Annotated in this window: 11 protein-coding genes and 1 pseudogene; 4 read left to right on the top strand and 8 right to left on the bottom strand. The window is 60.1% G+C overall.

Annotation, left to right across the window (positions count from 1 at the left end; translation table 11 throughout):
• Window positions 1-486, top strand: a 486-nt coding sequence (locus VNM72_14085) for a hypothetical protein (GenBank protein HXF06526.1), incomplete at its 5' end; no start/stop codon positions are given.
• Window positions 487-680: 194 nt separating this feature from the next.
• On the opposite strand, the gene VNM72_14080 is transcribed toward VNM72_14085, so the two are convergent.
• The 8 genes from VNM72_14080 to VNM72_14045 form a co-directional block, all read right to left on the bottom strand.
• Window positions 681-1334, bottom strand: coding sequence for an isoprenylcysteine carboxylmethyltransferase family protein (locus tag VNM72_14080; GenBank protein ID HXF06525.1), 654 nt, complete (start codon window positions 1332-1334; stop codon window positions 681-683).
• 119 nt (window positions 1335-1453) lie between these two features.
• The gene (locus VNM72_14075) at window positions 1454-2386 is read right to left on the bottom strand and encodes a YCF48-related protein (GenBank protein HXF06524.1); all 933 of its coding nucleotides are present in this window, start codon (window positions 2384-2386) and stop codon (window positions 1454-1456) included.
• A 489-nt stretch (window positions 2387-2875) separates the two neighbouring features.
• Window positions 2876-4216, bottom strand: a complete 1341-nt coding sequence (locus VNM72_14070) for an amino acid permease (protein ID HXF06523.1) — start codon at window positions 4214-4216, stop codon at window positions 2876-2878.
• Between the two features lie 79 nt (window positions 4217-4295).
• Complete coding sequence (cysC, locus tag VNM72_14065) at window positions 4296-4862, bottom strand: adenylyl-sulfate kinase (protein HXF06522.1); 567 nt, start codon at window positions 4860-4862, stop codon at window positions 4296-4298.
• Window positions 4863-4865: 3 nt separating this feature from the next.
• Entirely contained in the window at window positions 4866-6029 is a 1164-nt protein-coding gene (gene sat / locus VNM72_14060) for a sulfate adenylyltransferase (protein ID HXF06521.1), read from the bottom strand.
• A gap of 85 nt (window positions 6030-6114) precedes the next feature.
• Window positions 6115-6423: a HepT-like ribonuclease domain-containing protein gene (locus tag VNM72_14055; GenBank protein HXF06520.1), complete on the bottom strand. Its 309-nt coding sequence runs from the start codon at window positions 6421-6423 to the stop codon at window positions 6115-6117.
• A gap of 450 nt (window positions 6424-6873) precedes the next feature.
• Entirely contained in the window at window positions 6874-8502 is a 1629-nt protein-coding gene (locus VNM72_14050) for a choice-of-anchor Q domain-containing protein (GenBank protein ID HXF06519.1), read from the bottom strand.
• Window positions 8503-8717: 215 nt separating this feature from the next.
• The gene (locus tag VNM72_14045; protein ID HXF06518.1) at window positions 8718-9800 is read right to left on the bottom strand and encodes a N(4)-(beta-N-acetylglucosaminyl)-L-asparaginase; all 1083 of its coding nucleotides are present in this window, start codon (window positions 9798-9800) and stop codon (window positions 8718-8720) included.
• Window positions 9801-10022: 222 nt separating this feature from the next.
• On the opposite strand from VNM72_14045, the pseudogene VNM72_14040 reads away from it, so the two are divergent.
• From VNM72_14040 to VNM72_14030, 3 genes and pseudogenes are all read left to right on the top strand, one after another.
• Window positions 10023-12794 (top strand): annotated as a pseudogene (locus VNM72_14040) (protein kinase).
• A gap of 1 nt (window position 12795) precedes the next feature.
• Complete coding sequence (locus VNM72_14035; protein HXF06517.1) at window positions 12796-16413, top strand: tetratricopeptide repeat protein; 3618 nt, start codon at window positions 12796-12798, stop codon at window positions 16411-16413.
• 265 nt (window positions 16414-16678) lie between these two features.
• Window positions 16679-16891 (top strand): helix-turn-helix domain-containing protein, encoded by a 213-nt coding sequence (locus tag VNM72_14030; GenBank protein HXF06516.1) that lies wholly within the window; start codon window positions 16679-16681, stop codon window positions 16889-16891.
• The last annotated feature ends 671 nt before the right edge of the window (window positions 16892-17562 follow it).

The raw sequence follows: 17562 nt of genomic DNA, 5'->3' as shown, positions 1-17562 counted from the left end.
CTCCGACGCTACGAGGATCAACTGATCATCGCCGAGCCGCTGGAACAATTCCTCAACCCCGTGTTCGTGGCCAGTCGGCGCGTCATCCCCCTGGGCAATACACTGCTGTCCACTCTGGCGGCGGCACAACAGGTCCTGATCAATCCCAACGGATTCCTCGCCACGCCCGAAGAAGTGCGAATCGCTCAACTGTCACAGGGGAAGACGCCCTCGGAGGTTCCCGACGGATTCACTCCCGTCTTCATTCGGGGACTCGGTCAGACCAAAAGTAATGTCCTCCTCTCACAGGGGCGGTCGGGACTTCGCGGGCTTCAGGATTATCGCGCTTCGACCGGCATTGAATTTCGCTTCCAGATGCCGGTCATCAATCTCCCCATCCGCCTGATCTTCGCCTATAACCCCAATGCCAAAACGGAGATCGGCCCCAACCAGATTTTCTTTGAGCGACGAACGGCCTTTCGCTTCGGCATCGGGCGAACATTTTAGTCAGCGGCACGAATCTTTCCCGATGAGCGGGAGAGACTTCTCCCTCCAGCGGGCATGGTTTTTCCAATACCGATGGCGGATCGCGGAGGAGCGGATTTCGGATTCACAGGCTCCGATTTCGCAACCAGTTATGGGCATTCATGAGGGTTTTTCAAAAGGCAATGGAGTAACGATTCCACCCGTGAAGGAGCGCCTCACCACAGATGAGGGATCAGTCGAGCGGTGCGGGCCTGATACTGCCGATAGACATCGCCCAACCCTTCGATGAGCGCCCGCTCTTCCACCACGATACGGTAGATCATTGCTGCCAGCGTCGGAAGCCAAAGCCACAGAATAGCCCAGAAGTGCCCGACACTGAGGGGGAGACCGAGATAAATGAGCAGCGCGCCCAGGTACCCCGGATGACGGATCAGACGATAAGGTCCCTCCTCGACCAGGCGGTGATCGGGAAGAATCGCCACGCGGGCCGTGAAAAAGCGACCGAGCACGCGCTTGGCTCGCAGTCGGATGAGAATTCCAGTCCAGGCAATCACAATGCCGAGCAGATTGACAAGCCCGCCGGCCACGACGTGGCAAAACTGTGGCGACCAGAAAAGAGTCGTCACCACGAGAAACGTCGAACCGCTACTTTGAACGAGGTTGAGAAGCAACAACGAGAAGCGATCCCATCGCCCCTTCGGCCCGAGCGAAATGCGACCGATGACTTTCTCGGCGATGGCCGAAGCAATGCCGGTGGCCAGGAAGAGGATCAGGAAAGGAATGAGCGTCGCATCAACAGGCAAACTCACGCCGAAGGGATTATCGGGAATTCCACCGGGATTCACTTGCACTACTTCTCTGCCATCCATTCTCGTCACCGCCACCGCACGCTGGAAACTTCGCTGATTTTTTTAACGGCGATGGGTTTTACGTCGTCCCACCTTCACCGATTGATGGGAGTCCGTCCGGCTGGCGTCTCCCGTTTCAGTCATCGCTTATAAACCAACAGGAGCCCGTTTCGCCCAATGGCGATGCCCTCACCTTCATCCGTGACATAGAGGGCATAGATGCGCTCGCGGGTGGGAGAAGGAACGAGCGCCCACGTCTTCCCCTGATCTCGTGTATGAAGGATGGTTCCGTTCCACCCCACGATCCACCCCGTCTTCTTGTCGCTGAAAGCAATCCCCAAGAGGGTATGATCCACACCGCTTGGTTGCGGCGTCCAGGTTTTCCCTCCGTCTCGCGTATGCAGGATCAATCCGCGTGCACCGGTGATCCATCCTTCCTTGTCATTGCGGAAATAGACGCGAAAAAGATCATCTTTAGTTCCGCTCGATTGCTTCGTCCAGTTCCGCCCGCCATTGTCGGTATAGAGGATCGTTCCGGTGGAGCCGACGACCCAGCCCTTTTTGTCATTGCGGAAATGGAGGTGGTAAAGATATTCGTCCGTTCCGGTGATCTGACGAATCCACTGGCGCCCTCCATCCTCGGTATAGAGGATGAGACCATCCGCCCCCACGATCCATCCCTTTTTGTCGTTGACAAACCAGGTGCTGAACAGATCGGTTTCGACCGTGCTGTTGACCGACAGCCAGTGGGCTCCTCCATCGGTCGTCGTCAGAATGACTCCGGCATCGCCGACGATCCACCCCCGTCGTTTATTCACGAAGAACACGTCGTTGAGGTTGGTCCGCACATGAGAGGTCTGGATTTCCCACGAGGCACCCCGGTTTGAGGTATGCAGGATGAGCCCCCGGTCGCCCACGATCCAGCCGTGCTCTTTATTTCCAAACGAGATGGCATTCAGGTTCTGATTCACACTGAGATTTCGCACCGTCCAGGACTCGGCGGGAACCACACCGACGAGCAGGAAAACAAGCCCCATCGCTTTCGTCGCTCGCCACAGCTTCCGGCGTGTCATCGTCCTTGCTCTCGCTGCGTGTGTGATGACGTTGACTCGAGCATCAAGAATATCACTGCGGCACAGGATGGCTCAAGCATGCGGTCACCGCAGGCGTCCTCTCCCTTGAAGATACCCTGGGAGCGCACGCCTCCAGCATGCGCGGTGGAGCTGAAGGCCAAGCCCGCTGGAAGCGGGCGCTCCCAGGTTTTCATCCTTCGTGGTGGGCAATCCGCCCATGAGCGATTCCCTTGAAAATAATTTCCCAACGGATGAAAGGTTCCAACGGATCAACCATCCGTTGGCACTTTTTATCCGTTGGCGAACCCATGTTCCTCCGTCGTGGCGTGCATAAGCCCATGGACGATTTCCGGGCCTGACAGTGGAAGAAATTCTCGGAGGGGGGCGCAGGATCATGAGCGAGTGTGCGCATCGTGATCTCGACCGATCATGAAAGGTCCGCTTGATCGCTCATTGAAAAGGGTGCGAATCCGTTGCTCGCAGCGACCATCACGAGGAAGGGGCGTCTGCCGAAACGGGCGCTGTGCGTCGTCGCCACAGGAGATAGGCAGGGGTTCCCAGGAAAACGATGCCCAGTCCCATGGCGGCACGAACCGGTTGGGTGGCAATCGTGTTTCCCACCAGAAGGGCTGCGGCCAGGATGAAGATCAGCGGCGTCCAGGGATAGCCCGGTACACGATACGGGCAGGAAGCGTCAGACCGCCGCTTGCGATAGATGAACAGGCTGGCCGCTCCCAGGCCATAAAAAATCCAGCCCGAGAAGATGACGTAGGTCAGCAACTGCTCAAACGTTCCGCTCAGGGCCAGCAGGGCAGCCCACCCGGACAGGGCCAGGACGCTGGCCGCGGGCGTGTGGAATCGGGGATGAACTTCAGCCAGCCGACGAAAGAAAAGTCCATCCCGGGCCATGGCGTAAAAGACCCGAGACGCCGTGAGAATGACGCTGTTGGCGGCACTGAAGATCGAAACGAGGATGGCCAGCGTGACAAGGACGGCAGCCGTTGGACCGATGACGGCCGACACGGCATCGGTGGCAATGCTCTGGGAACGAGCCATCCGAAGCGGGCCGAGAGCGACGAGATAGGCGAGATTGGCCACGACATAGATGGCGATCAAAGCCGTCGAGCCGATGAGGAATGCCCGCGGGAACGTGCGCTGGGGATCATGCGTTTCACCGGCACTGAAGGTACAAAACTGCCATCCCTCATAGGCCCAGAGCACGCCAATCATCGCTAATCCAAAGCCCGAGGCCAGCGACACCGACGAAGACGATGACCAGAAGTTCATCTTCAGTTCGGCCCATCCTGACCCGAACCGGAAGAGGATTCCGCTCATGAGCACGAGCGCTCCCACCTTGAGCGCCGTCGTCCAGTTCTGGACATCGGCGCTCGAGCGAGTCCCCCGAACGTTCACGGCGGCGAGGACGACGATCATCGCTAACGCGACCGCTTTGCTGAGCGCGGGACTGAACGAAAAGATCTCATGCGCGTATCCGCTGAAGGCCACGGCCAGGGTTGCCACCGCACCGCTGGCGATAGCGAAAAACAACGTCCAGCCATAGAGGAAGGCGGGCAGCGGGCCGAAGGCTTCACGAAGGAAGACATAAAGTCCTCCCGCCTTGGGGTCCCGGGCGCTCAACTCACCATACGTCAACGCTCCCACAAGCGACAGAAGGCCCGCCACCACCCAGGCCAGTAACGCCCATCCCACGTGGCCTTCAACCTGCCGCAACACCGTCCCCGGCACGAGAAAAATTCCCGACCCGATGACCGAGCCGATCACCAGTAACGTCACATCGCGCAACGTCAGCGTGCGGAGCAGCGTCGTCATGGGCGCGTCTCTCGGAAACTGTGGCGCACCGTCGCGGACCTGCCTGCCGACCGCGCAGGCCGGAAAATCCGGCGCTCCCTCAACGGAACCCGGCAGATGACCGATGTGTCAGATAGCCCAACTCTTCCAGCCGAGCGATCACGCGCCGGGCGCTTTCTTCCGGCGTCTCCTGATGGCTGTGAATGATGAGTTCCGGCTGGAGCGGTTCTTCGTAGGGATCGGAGATGCCGGTGAAATGAGGAATCATACCGGCCAGTGCTTTTCGATAAAGTCCCTTGACATCGCGCTCGATGCACACCTCGACGGGACAGTGAACGTAGACCTCGACGAATCGGCCAATGGTGGCGCGTGCCTGATCGCGCGCCGCCCGGTAAGGCGAAATGGCCGCGACGATCACGATCACGCCATTACGCACAAGCAGCTTGGCCACATAGGCGATCCGCCGAATGTGCAGGTCCCGATCTTCCTTGGTGAATCCGAGCGTGGGACTGAGGTTCTCCCTCACCTCGTCACCATCGAGAACTTCGACCTTCAATCCCCGGGCCCGAAGAAGGGCTTCGACCTGTCGAGAAAGAGTCGTCTTCCCCGAACTCGGCAATCCGGTGAACCACAGAGCAAATCCTTCGTCAGAACGTTCCTCTCGCATCTCTCATCCTCGAAACGCCTGAGCGAGAACTTCCGCGACCTCGGGCCGCGTGAATTCGGGAGGCAGCGGTTTCCCCTGACGCAGCAGGTTTCGCACATCGGTTCCTGACAGCGTCAGGCGATCGCTCTCGGCATGGGGGCACGTTTTACTGGTGGCCATGCCATCACAGCGGCGGCAGTAAAACGCATTGTCGAAAAACAGAGGCGTAATGCCGATCTCCGATGGATCGAAGTCATCGAAGATGCGATGAGCATCGAAACTGCCATAGTACCGGCCCACCCCCGCGTGATCGCGTCCAACGATAAAATGAGTGCACCCGTAGTTCTTGCGCACGAGAGCGTGAAAAATCGCTTCGCGGGGACCGGCATAGCGCATCGCTGCCGGATAAATGGCCAGCACCACGCGATCACGGGGATAGTAGCGCTCCAGCAGCACTTCGTAACACCTCATCCGCACCTCGGTGGGAATATCATCGCTTTTGGTTTCTCCCACCAGCGGATGGAGGAAGAGTCCATCGGCGATCTCCAGAGCGCACTTCTGGAGGTATTCGTGAGCCCGATGGATCGGATTCCTCGTCTGGAAGCCGACGATGCGCTTCCACCCTTTCTCCTGAAAGAGTCGGCGCGCATCGGCGGGATCGAGCAGATATTTCTGATAGCGATGGGGCGGTCGGTCAAGCAGGCTGATCTTCCCCGCCAGGTAAATCTCCCCGATGCGAAATAGCCGGGCAACGCCCGGATGCGCTTGATCCGTTGTGCCGAAGACGCGAAGCGCCTCGCGCGTTTTGTCCGCGGCGTATTTTTCTTCCAGGTGCAGCAGAGCGAGAATCCGCCCACTGGCATCAGCCAGAGCAACGTCTTCTCCTCTATCGAGGCGAACCGCCTCCTCCCGCCCGACCGCCAGCGTGATGGGGATCGTCCAGGGGAGACCACTGGCAAGACGCCCGCGCTCCAACACCGATTCGTAATCGTCCCGGCCCATGAACCCCTCCAACGGACTGAACGCGCCAACGGCGATCATCTCCACATCGGAGACATTCCACTGATCGAGCGTGAGGCGTTTGAGGGTATGGGCACGTTGTTGCTGCGCTCGACGTTCCGGCTCCGGCAAAAAGCGATTGATGAGAACACCTCCGTGAGGAGGAAGAAGTGCTGTCGTCCGTGTCATCGTTATCTGTGTCATCGTACTCCTTCACAAAACGCCCCTCCCAAGCCACAACCGACGGAGCAGCCAATTATACTCGGCCCTCAGCTCACGGCAAGATGTTCGCTGAGGATAATCCTTTCACCGTTGCATGTCTGGGATCGGTTAACGGCTCAACGACTGTACTGGGCGAGCGGCCCCCGCACATCAGGGAGAGATGCCGGTCATGCTCTGTTCCCTCAGAGGAGAGGCGTTGGATCTGCCCGGCAAATCGCCGGAGGTCATCGAGCTGATTCAGGATCTCGTATAATCGCTCGGGATCAACCGCCTCATGCACGAAGATATTCCGCCACTTCACCATGCGTGAGAGGGCTTCGGCCAGATCTTCATTCAAATATCCGGCGCCGTAGAACCCCACACTCGGCGCAGCTAGCGAGTATCCCCAGATTCTTCCTCCCCCACAACATGGCAGCCATCGTCAATCACACTGCGAACCTCTTCCAGCAAAGCCGTATTGCCAAGTCCATTCAAATGAAGGTCACGACGCACATCTTCTTGCGTATAAGTCTGTCGGAAACGCTGAAAGCTCTCGCGCGTTTGCCTCCAATCGGTGTTCCTGCATGCTACCCTCTCTCGTCAAACCGTCCCGCCATCAGGCGTTCCCGAAATGTGTGACCGTGGCTCGCAGGAAAACGGGATACCGCAGGATGGCTCTGGCTTTGAAGTATGGCAGAGGGTCATGTCATGGGCTGGCAATCCCCGATCGGTGCACGCGAAACGTAAAGGGGCTCCACTTTGATGCTAAGGTGTTCAAGGAGAGGACTCCTTCTGTCGCATGAGAGCACGACCAGCTTCTCGATAGACCGGGTTACCCTCCGAGTATTCCTTCTCGAGGGCAAGGGCGCAAGCATCCTAAACGGGCATGAATGAGCGAATCCAGAGGTCGTTGGATTGTCGGTTGAGCCTGAGGCTTCCCCGGATGGGACAGTGTAGAGGGCGGAGTGAACTCATCCGCTCCAATGTCAAAGCCCGCGCCGACGGGTCGGGCATCGCCATCCACGTCCTCCCGCACACCGGATGCGGCTCCGCTATCAATCGCTGCTGAGCCCGGCTGCAGATGCGCGGTCTCATCAAGTCGGGGATTGCCAAGCAGTGGATTGATGGCCTCGAAGATGGGCCTTCCGGCTTCGGCAGCATGCAATTGTCCCACGCGATAGGTTAACGTGCGGGTGTGCCGGAGATGCACCTCGCCATCGAGCTGGTGGCCAACATAGGCAGCAACTGCCGAATCAATCAAGGTGTTGGTCAGAGTCGCCGTGACCCGTTTGCCCAGTGAGGCGCTTACACGAAGAGCCACCAATGTGGAATGGTTGGCCCACGTCAGATGAGCCAGGCGCAGATCGAAGTCTCCGCCTGAGCCGCCGCTGACATTGACCACTGAGTTGAAATTTCCTGACGAATCCACAGTATGGGCCGCCAGCACCACGTTGGTCATCTCCACGGTCGTCGTGTCGGCAGACCCCTGCTTGATCAGGCTGATGGCGGCTCCCTGGCTTCTGGCCCGGTTCTCCCGCATGATCACTCGATTAAGGCTCAGAGCCGTTCCTTCAAATGTGAGTCGAGCTTCCAGCGCTCCGCCATCCTCGCCAGCTATGTTACCGATGAACGTCGAGTTCTCGAAGGACACCGGGCCGCGCGGCTGGAAGATAAACACTCCACCTCCATTACCGACAGCCTGATTGCCCTCGAAGCGACTGTTTGCGACGGCGACGCTGCCACCGAAAGTAATCTTCATGCCGCCCCCTTCTCCACCGAAGGCTTGCGCCTGATTGCCGATGAAAGTCGTGTTTTCCACTCGACTGCCGGTGTTGAGCTGCCACAGGTAGACCCCGCCACCGTCGCTGAAGTTTCGCGTGCGACTGGCGATGTTATTGCTGATCGTGCAGTCGCGCAGGTTCAAGGTCACCCGATAGGCAAACACCCCGCCCCCACAATCGCTGCCGGTGCGCGCGCAGACCTGGTTGGCGACGCCTGGCGGGTTGCCCAGTCCGGTATAGTCGCCATTGGTGATGGTGAATCCGGCCACCGTCACCGTCTGCGTCCCATCGCCGACAATCGAGATGCCGCGTCCCCGGCGCTCGGCGTCAATCACCGTGCGATTCATCGCCGGGTCTGGCGTCTCCCAATCCATCGTCGTGTAGCCGCCTTGCAAGGTCACGCTCTTGATGATGAGCACCACCTGCGTATAGGTGTTGCCCCCCACCATCGCGGAGGTAAGTCCGCTGTAGGTCCCCGCCGCCACGCGGATCTCGTCGTCGTCGCGGGCCGCATCCACGGCGGCTTGAATCGTCCTGAAGCAAGGAGACCGTCCGCCACAGGTCGAATCGGTGGCTGAGACGTAGAGGACGTCAGAAGCAGCACCGACTTTCGCCGTCCAGACCGGAACCGGTGATACCGCCAGCAACCCCATCATCAAACTCGCTGGAAGAATCTTCATCCGCATTATCCGCTCCAAAAAGAGCCTGCGAAACACGCAAAATACCAAAGGATTTTCATGATCCTCACCGCAACCGCCCGTTCTCCATGAATGGCTGCTCGTGAAAAACCCCTGGGAGCGCGGGCTTCCGGCCTGCTTGTTCTGCCTTCGACCACAAGCACGCGAGAAGCGAGCGCTCCCCGTTTTTTCATCGCACTCTCACTCTGGGGAGATGCTCACCCGGGTCGCTTCTCAAAGAGGTAGGCAGCGGGCTCCACTCGACTCCCCTGACTGTCGGTGATGGCGAATTCTTCTCCCTTCCACATGGAGGCGCTTCCGACCTGACCGTCTTTGGTCAGGGCATAGTACTTCAGTTGATGTTCGGGCTTACCGTTGTAGAGTTTGGCCACCCGCTTGAGGGCTTCCAGGCAGGCGTCGGTCGGCGACATGCCCCGGCGGAGGCATTCGACGATGGTATGAGCGCCGGCCACACGGATATTGTCCTCTCCCCAGCCGGTGGAACCCGCCGCACCGACCTCGTTATCCACGAACAATCCGGCTCCGATGATGGCTAAATCTCCGACGCGGCCCGGCACCTTATAGGCGAGGCCACTGGTCGTGCTCACACCGGCGAGATTGCCCGCTGCATCTACGGCCAGACAACTGATGGAGCCCGTATACCGATCCCGGTCAAAACTATAAGCCGATGTCGGCGATGAATCCCTTCGAGAGGAAATCTTGTTGTCGGTCCAGTGATCAATTTGGCTCCGCTGCGCGCGCCACTGGAGCCACATCTCGCGAGCCCGGTCAGTGAGCAGATTTTCTTTCTTGAAGCCGTAGGCGAGAGCAAAGCGGAGTGCCCCCTCACCGACCAGCAACACATGATCAGTCTTCTCCATGACCAATCGAGCGACCAGGGAAGGGTTTTTGATGTACTTCAGAGCGGCGACGGCACCGCAGCGGCCCGTCGGCCCATGCATGACTTGAGCATCCAGTTCAACCTCGCCTTCCTCATTGGGCAACCCGCCATAGCCCACGGACATATCGTTGGGATCATCTTCGACGAGATTGACACCGGCGATCACGGCATCGAGCGGATCACTTCCCGCGCGCATTAACTCGTAGGCTTTCTGAGTGGCTCGGAGACCACCGTAATAGACCGTGCCATCGGGAGCTGTGACACGATTCGCACTGGAGATGGCGACCGGTCGCCGTGAACCTTGCTGGCCGAATCCGTCCGACCGTCCCCACAGGGTCGGCGAAACGGCCACCGTGAGACCCGTGAGAAGAAAACGACGACGTGTTGGGCGAAATCTCATGGATGAGCCTCCTTCACTCGACAAAGTGTTTGCATTTAACATGGATTGCAAATAAGATAGAGCGTACTAGGATAAAGGGGAGGCGGTGATCTTGCAACGGGCAGGTCATCATCATGCGATGGAGCAGAAACGATATCCCGGTTCCGTTGTAGCACAGACTCTCCGCATTGGCCGACCGTGCCGGGCAGGGCACAGGCAGGCTCCGCGTCAGGATCCTCTGGGATGACCATGATGAAGGAGGTGGCGCAGGACCCTCTGATCGGGCGGACCATCGCCGGAAAATACCGCATTGAAGCCAAAATCGGACAGGGCGGCATGGGGCGCGTCTATCGCGCCCGTCACATCGTCACGGACAAGGTCGTCGCCATCAAGGTGCTCCTGGAGGACCTGGCCGCTTATCCCAGCTTTGTCGAACGCTTCCTTCACGAAGCTCGCGCGGCCGCCTACATCACCCATCCCCACGCCATCAACATCATTGACTGCGGGCGCGATGGCGATGTCGTCTATCTGTTGATGGAGTATATCGAGGGGCGAACCCTCACCGAACTGATGCAGCAGGAAGGTCCGCTTCCGCCCCCACGAGTGGCCTGGATTCTCAGCCAGATTTGCGCGGCTCTGGCCGATGCGCACGCCCATTCGATTGTCCATCGGGACCTCAAACCCGACAACATTATTCTTCAGCGCGTCGCCGGTGAACGGGACTATGTCAAGGTCCTCGACTTCGGCATCGCCAAAGTCCTCGATGAGCAGAAGCGCGGACGACTTCCCGCGTCGCGCAATCTCTTCATCGGCACGCCGGAGTATGCTTCGCCCGAGCAGTGCAATTCCAAAAGTCCCACGGCCCTGTCGGACATTTACAGTCTGGGTGTGATCGCTTACGAGATGCTCACCGGTCATCCTCCGTTTGAGGGTGATCCCCTGGAGGTGATGCTCAAGCACGCGAGTGTTGAACCGCCTCCGTTGCGACGGTATCGTCCTGATCTGAGCCCGGAGATCGAAACCGTTGTGCTTCGCGCTCTGAGAAAGGATCCGGGTGAGCGCCCGCCGAGCGCGCTGGATTTTGCGCGTCAGTTCGAGGATGCCGTGCGGCTGAGTGGCTCCCATCCGACACAGGCCGTCGAGAGCACTCCCACAGTCGCCGGTCAGGCTCCGGAAACACGCCTGCAACGGCGAGCCGCTCCAACAGAACCGGTGGCCCGTGCGGATCACACTCAGGGGCGGATTCGATTATCCCGTCCGGCGTATCGGCGGGTCGTGGCGGGCGCACTGTCGCTCGGCGCACTCGCTCTGGTGATCGGAGGTGGCGTTGCCGCTCATCGGTTTTATCGCTGGTATCGGATGATCCCTCCGCTGCCATCCCCTCCGGTCGTGCGCGTTGATCCCCCTCCTCTATCTCTCGTTGACCCGGTGGACGCTGCCCTCAAGCTCTTCGACGAAGGGAATCGGGAAGGAGCCGTTCACCAACTGCGTACGGTCATCCAGCAAAGCGCCTTCACTCAACCCAAGGCCCATTGTCTGCTCGGTACGATCTATCTCGATCAGGGAGAGCTGGCCGGAGCAGAGAGCGAGTTCCTGCTGGCGCTGGAGCAAACCGGAGGGACGCAACCCGAAGCCCACCTCGGTTTGGGCGAGCTGCTCGCTGAACGCGGCGATGAGGACGGCGCGCTCAAGGAATTTCACGCCGCCATCGAACACAGTCAGGGGACGCTCCTTCGGGCACAGGTGGCACTGGGTCGCCTCCTGCTGCAGCGGGGAAAAACCGAGGACGCCGAACGAGCGTTTTCCGCAGTCATCCGTCAGGCCGGCGATACCGCCGACGATGTGCTGGAGGTGGGAAAGGTGTTGCTGCTGCGCCGCCAGTATGAGCTGGCCGTGCGCGAACTGCGGCGAGCCGTGGCGCTGAAGAAGGGATTTTTCCCCGAAGCCTATTTGCACCTGGGTCTGACCCTGCTTGAAGCCGGTGATCTCCCGGCTGCCGTTGAGGTGCTGCGCACGGCTGTGGCTCAGCGCGGTGGCAATTATCCTGCCGCTCGATATGCTCTCGGCCTGGCCCTCTATCGCCAGGGAGATGAGGCGGGAGCCCTGACGGAACTCCGCACGGCACTGCGCTTGCGCGGAGGATTCTATCCCCAGGCGCAAGCCGCACTGGGAACGGTGCTGGCCGATCTTGCCGTTGCCGACTACGACGGGGCCGAGAGAGAATTGCAGGCGGCCATTACGAGTCGTGGCGGTCGCTTCCCACAGGCGGAGCACGCGCTCGGTCTACTCTATTTCCTTCGTCTCGGGCGGCTCGAGGCCGCTCGCAAGGTCTGGACTGTGGCCGATGCCCACCAGATGCTGGCGGCCAGCCAGGATGCCATCACGTTGCTGGCCCGAACGACGCCTGTCAGTCGTCCGCTTCTGGCATCGCTTCCTGACGGTGGAACCGTTTCGTTTCAGTTCGCGCTGACGCCACTTGACGATCGCGCGACGATAGCTTTTCGGATAGGTGATTCCGGAGTTGCGGTCAAGGTGGAACGAGCCGCAGAGGACGGGCGACCGGCGGATCGCCCTTCCTTGACCATTCGCGCCGTCCGCCTGAGCGGGCGCAAGGAGGAACCGCTCGATCTCGTTCCCTTCACGGGCCGCCTGACCGACGCTTTCGCCGGACGTCTGGGGGTGACCCTGGGGCCGTCGGCTATCGTTCTCACTCTCAACGGAAGCGACATCGTGCGCCTGAAGCCGTTGCCGGGCGCCTCTCTCACCATCACTCTCACGGGAGGACGGGCCGTCGTGTATAATTTCGCTGGCCTGGAGAGAGGCTCAGGCTCGGCTCAGCATCATCGGAGACTCGAACATTCGCGCTACGGTGTAGCACAGGCCATCACACAACCTGCCGGTGCGGGGCAGGCCAATCGGCGCGGGACTCGCGGGCGTGACAGCAGCAATGGACGCATACGGCAACATCGCGCAACAGCACTACGAACAAGCTCAGGCCCACTATCAGCGAGGTGACCTGGAAGCCGCCATCGCCGCGCTGCGCACGGCCATCAAGCAGCAGCATGGACGATTCCCCAAGGCCTATCTCCTTCTGGGGAAATCACTCGCCGATGCCGGCCAGCTTGATCAAGCGATCGCCGCCTTCACGACGGCCATCGAACAACAACCGCATTATCCCGATGCCTATTACCACCTGGGTCTGGCTCTGTCCCGACGCGGCGATACCGATCGCGCTATCGCCGCTTATGAGCGTGCCATCGAACAGCAATCGGGCAACCATCCGGGCGCGTACCACAGTCTTGGCCTGGCGCTCTTGAGCAAAGGCGAGATTGATCGGGCCATCGCCGCCTTTCGTCAGGCCATCGCTCAACGCGGCGGAGTTTTCCCTCGTGCTTATTTCAACCTCGGATGGGCACTGGCGCATAAAGGCGAGATTGATGAGGCCATCGCCGCTTATCGCACAGCGCTCGAGCAATCGGGCGGAAACAGTCCCGCCGTGCATTTCCAGCTCGGCTGGCTGCTCATGGGCAAGGGCGATCTGGAGGGAGCCATCGAATCTTTTCGCACCGCCATCGAGCAACGCGCAGGAGAATATCCCGAAGCGCAGTTTGAACTGGGACGCGCGCTGCTGGCACGCGGGCAGGTTGATGAGGCGATCACCGCCTTCACCCAGTGTATCGCCGCCGAGCCCAACAACGCTGCCGCTTATTTTAATCTCGGTCGCGCCTACCTGCGTCGGGGCGATAGCGATCGAGCCATCGAAGCGCTGGAGACAGCCATCCGTCAACAGGAGGGCACGTTCCCGGCGGCCTATCATCATCTGGCTTTGGCTCTGGCACAGAAGGGCGAACTGGAAAAAGCCCTTGTTGCCTGTCGTCGCGCCATCGAGCAGAATCCCTTCTTCCCCAAAGCGTATTATGATCTGGGACGATTGCTGATCACCAGCGGTGACACGACCGGCGCGATTGAGGCCTTCCGCAAAGCCGTGGAGCAACGCCAGGGAAAGTTCCCCGAAGCCGAACTGGAGCTGGCTCGCGCTCTGGCCGCCGATGGCCAGCTCGAGGAAGCAGCCGAGCGGTATCGTCGCGTGATCGCTCAAGGATACGAGGTGACCGATGCTCACTACGAACTGGGACATCTGCTGGCTCGCGCGGGTCAGTTAGAGCCTGCCGCCGACGCCTTCCGCGCGGCCATCGCATCGTCGGGAGGAACGCATGCCCGCGCGCTTTATAACCTCGGGCGCGTGCTTCATGCCCGGAGAGAACTGGCCGAAGCCGCTACGGCCTTCCGTCAAGCCATCGCAGCCCATCCTCACTTCCCCCATGCGTATTTCAATCTCGCGCGCGTGCTGTTTGAACAAGGTCAGATGGAGGAAGCGCGGCGCACGCTCCTCACGGCCATCGAGCAACGCGGGGATCAGTTTCCCGAAGCCTATCATCTGCTCGGGCGCATTCATTTTTCGACGGACGAGTTGCATCTGGCCGTGCGCGCCTTCCAGCGCGCCATCGAGCAGCGGGCGGGCCACTATCCCGAAGCCTATCGTGATCTGGCGACCGCCTACTATGCCGACGATCGCATTGATGATGCCGTTGCCGCGTTGCGCACGGCGCTGGCGCAACATCCCGACCCCTGGCCCGAAGCGGCTCTCGACCTCGGACGTGCTCTGGCGCGAAAAGGCCCGGAGGCCCTCCCCGACGCCATCGCCTCGTTTCGTCAGGCCATCGCCTGGCGCTACGAGTTCCCCGAAGCGCATTATCATCTCGGTCGCGCTCTTCTGGACGCCGGCGACGTCAACGAAGCAATCCAGGAATTTCATCTGGCCATTGAGCAATGCCCGGAATTTCCCGGCGCGTATTATCACCTCGGTCGCGCCCTGACCCGCGTGGGTAAGCTGGAAGAAGCGATCGCGGCCTACCGCCAGGCTCTGACGTTCAACCCTCACTTCGCCAAGGCTCATCACGCTCTGGGCGTAGCGCTCTATCTGGATGGGAACGTGACGGAGGCCGTCAAAGAATTTCAAGAGGCTATCCGGCTGAAAGAAGATTTCGCTCGAGCCCATCACGATCTCGGACTGGCCCTGGCCGACGGAGGAGACCTGGAAGGAGCCATCGCCGCCTTCACCGCAGCCATTCGCTACGCCGGCGAGGTGTACCCCGAAGCGTTTTACGATCTGGGGAACGCACACTTCGCGCGCGGCGATTTGGCACAAGCTATCGCAGCCTATACAAAGGCTATCGAAGAGCGGAACGATTTCAGCGATGCCTACTATCAACTCGGCGTGGCTCATTATGAGAAGGGCGAGCTGAGCGAAGCTGTGGCCGCCTTTCGCCGAGCCATCGAGACGCAGAAAAACATCTTTCCCCACGCCTGGTGTCGTCTGGGCATTGTGCTGGCGGATCTGGGCGAGGTGGATCAGGCTCTCGATGCCTTTCGTCAGGCCATCGCTCAGTGCGAGACGTTTCCGCTGGCCTATTACAATCTGGGGAATGCTCTCTACACCAAGGGGCTTTTCGACGATGCGATCGCCGCCTATCAAAAAGCGATCGAAGACAGCGGTGGCATCTTCCCCGAAGCCCTTCGCAATCTCGGCAACGCTTACATTCGCAAAGGGGATCTGACGACGGCCATTGAGATGTACCGCCGCGCCGCCGATCAGAGTCACGGGACCGATCCCCACGCCTATCTCAATCTCGGCTTGGCTTTGCTCGATGCCGGGGATCTGGCACAGGCCGAAGCAGCGTTCCGCCAGGTCATCGCTCTTCAACCGGTTGACCCCGAGGCGCATTATTATCTGGGCGTGGTCTCCTCGCGTCAGGGCCAGTTTGAAGCGGCCATCCAGGCCTTTCGTACAGCCATTGATCAACGGGCGGGCATCTATCCCGAAGCTCATTTTGAACTGGGACGAACGCTCTACGAAAAGAACGACTACGTTGGTGCCATCACCGAATTCACCACGGCTCTGGAGCAGCAAAGTCACTATCCCGAAGCGCAATACTGGCTCGGCCGCGCCCTGGCCGCTCATGGCGACCTCGATCAAGCGATCTCGGTCCTCCGCGCTGCCTGTGCGGCTCAACCCGGCGGCTATCCCGACGCTCACTATGAAGCGGGATTGCTGCTGGCCCGCAAAGGACAGCTCGACGCCGCGATTGAGCAGATGATTCAGGCCATTCGCCAGAGCCGGGGATTCTTTCCCGAAGCACACTATCAGAAAGGTCGCCTTCATGCCCGTCGCGGCGAGCTGGCCTCGGCCATCGAGGAGTTCAAAATCGCCATCGAGCAGCGGCAGGGCATTTTTGCCGAAGCGTACAACGATCTGGGGCGCGTGCTCTACATGAAGGGCGATCTGGAAGCCGCCAATGCTGCCTATCGCAAAGCCATTCAACAACGCGGGACAGCCAGCCCGGCCCTTCACCCTCCACCCCATGACGTTGAGCTTCTCACCGGTGGGCTCTCTGCGCAATGGCAACGGCGACTGCGGCACGCGCCGCGTATCGCTCGGGCCGAAGGCGTTTCCGCTTCACGCTCTCTGACCACCGAATCCGAGAGCATCGAAGAAGAGGAGAGCTTATTGCCGGCGGTTGAACCTACCGGCAACGTATCCCCATCCGCACCATCTTCCCCCGATGCATCGTGATTACTCGACCTTTGCACCTTAAAAAGTGAAGCCTCAGGCAGCCGAAACAAAGCCAAGCTGCTACACGATTTCTGAGCCTGGACAACACGTGACCATCCTCCGCTCACTCGCTGGTGAGGAGTGTCGTCCCCGCTCCCTTATACCCATTGCCGTTTTAAAGACCCAGTGATGGAGTAGACGAGCAATCACCGGCAAGGAGGAGGCCGATATGAGAGGACGACGAATGGCGATCCCGCGGTAAGAAGATCAAGCCACGCTCTACACGCTGTACAAACAAGAGAAGGACGATCAAGACCGGAAGCGGCTGCAGGCGCTGTGGCTATTGCGTCAAGGGCGTCTGGTGAAGGAGGTGGCCGAGATCGTCGGGGTCCACTTTGGCACGGTGCGGGAGTGGGGGAACGTGGTATCGGCAGGCAGAGGTGAAGGGAGTGCGGGAGCACCGTCACGGGGGCTCATGGAGGCGGGAAATCGAGGTTGACGCCGGAGCCGAAGGCGACGCTGGAGAGAACAGGCCAGCCAGGGGATGTTGGCGGCCCAGAGGGAAGCCGTGATGTGGGTGAAGCAGACGTTTGATGTGACCTACAGTTATTGGGGGATGAAGGGGTCTTTGCCCGCCTTGGGATAAAAAGGTGCTGCGACCGATGGCGACTCAAGCTTCGGCTCCGGTGCAGGAGGTCTGGAAAAAGGGGGCTTGGCGGCCCAGGTGAAGGCGGTCGGGTTGAGCCACCGCTTGGCTCTGTTTCGGGGTGATGAAATGCGGCTGAGACGGATCAGCCAGATTCGGCGCGTGGGGGTTGCCAGAGGGGTGAAGGTGCGCCAGGTGGTGGAGCGGACCTCCCGATGGGCCTATTTGCACCTGGCCATAACGGCTTGGATGGCCGGTTGTATTGGGCGTGAACGCCAGATATGAAGCAGGACTCGCTGGTCGGGGTGGTGCAGAGATGGGAAGCGCACGGGGTGGAGGTGATGGTCTGGGACCGAGCCCCCAGCCATCGGGCGCAAAAGGTCAAGGCCGTGGGGGTGAAGATGATTGAGCAACCGGCCTACTCACCCGAACTCAACCCGGTCGAACGAGTCATCGAGCAATTCTGCTGCTCGCGTGGAAGGCCGAGTGTACGACGATCTGGAGCGGAAGAAAGCCGCCATTGA

It is taken from the genome of Blastocatellia bacterium, from assembly GCA_035573895.1.
Lineage (GTDB): Bacteria > Acidobacteriota > Blastocatellia > HR10 > HR10 > DATLZR01.
Note: the sequence above shows the minus strand (reverse complement) of the source record. Positions and strands in the feature narration are given on the sequence as shown.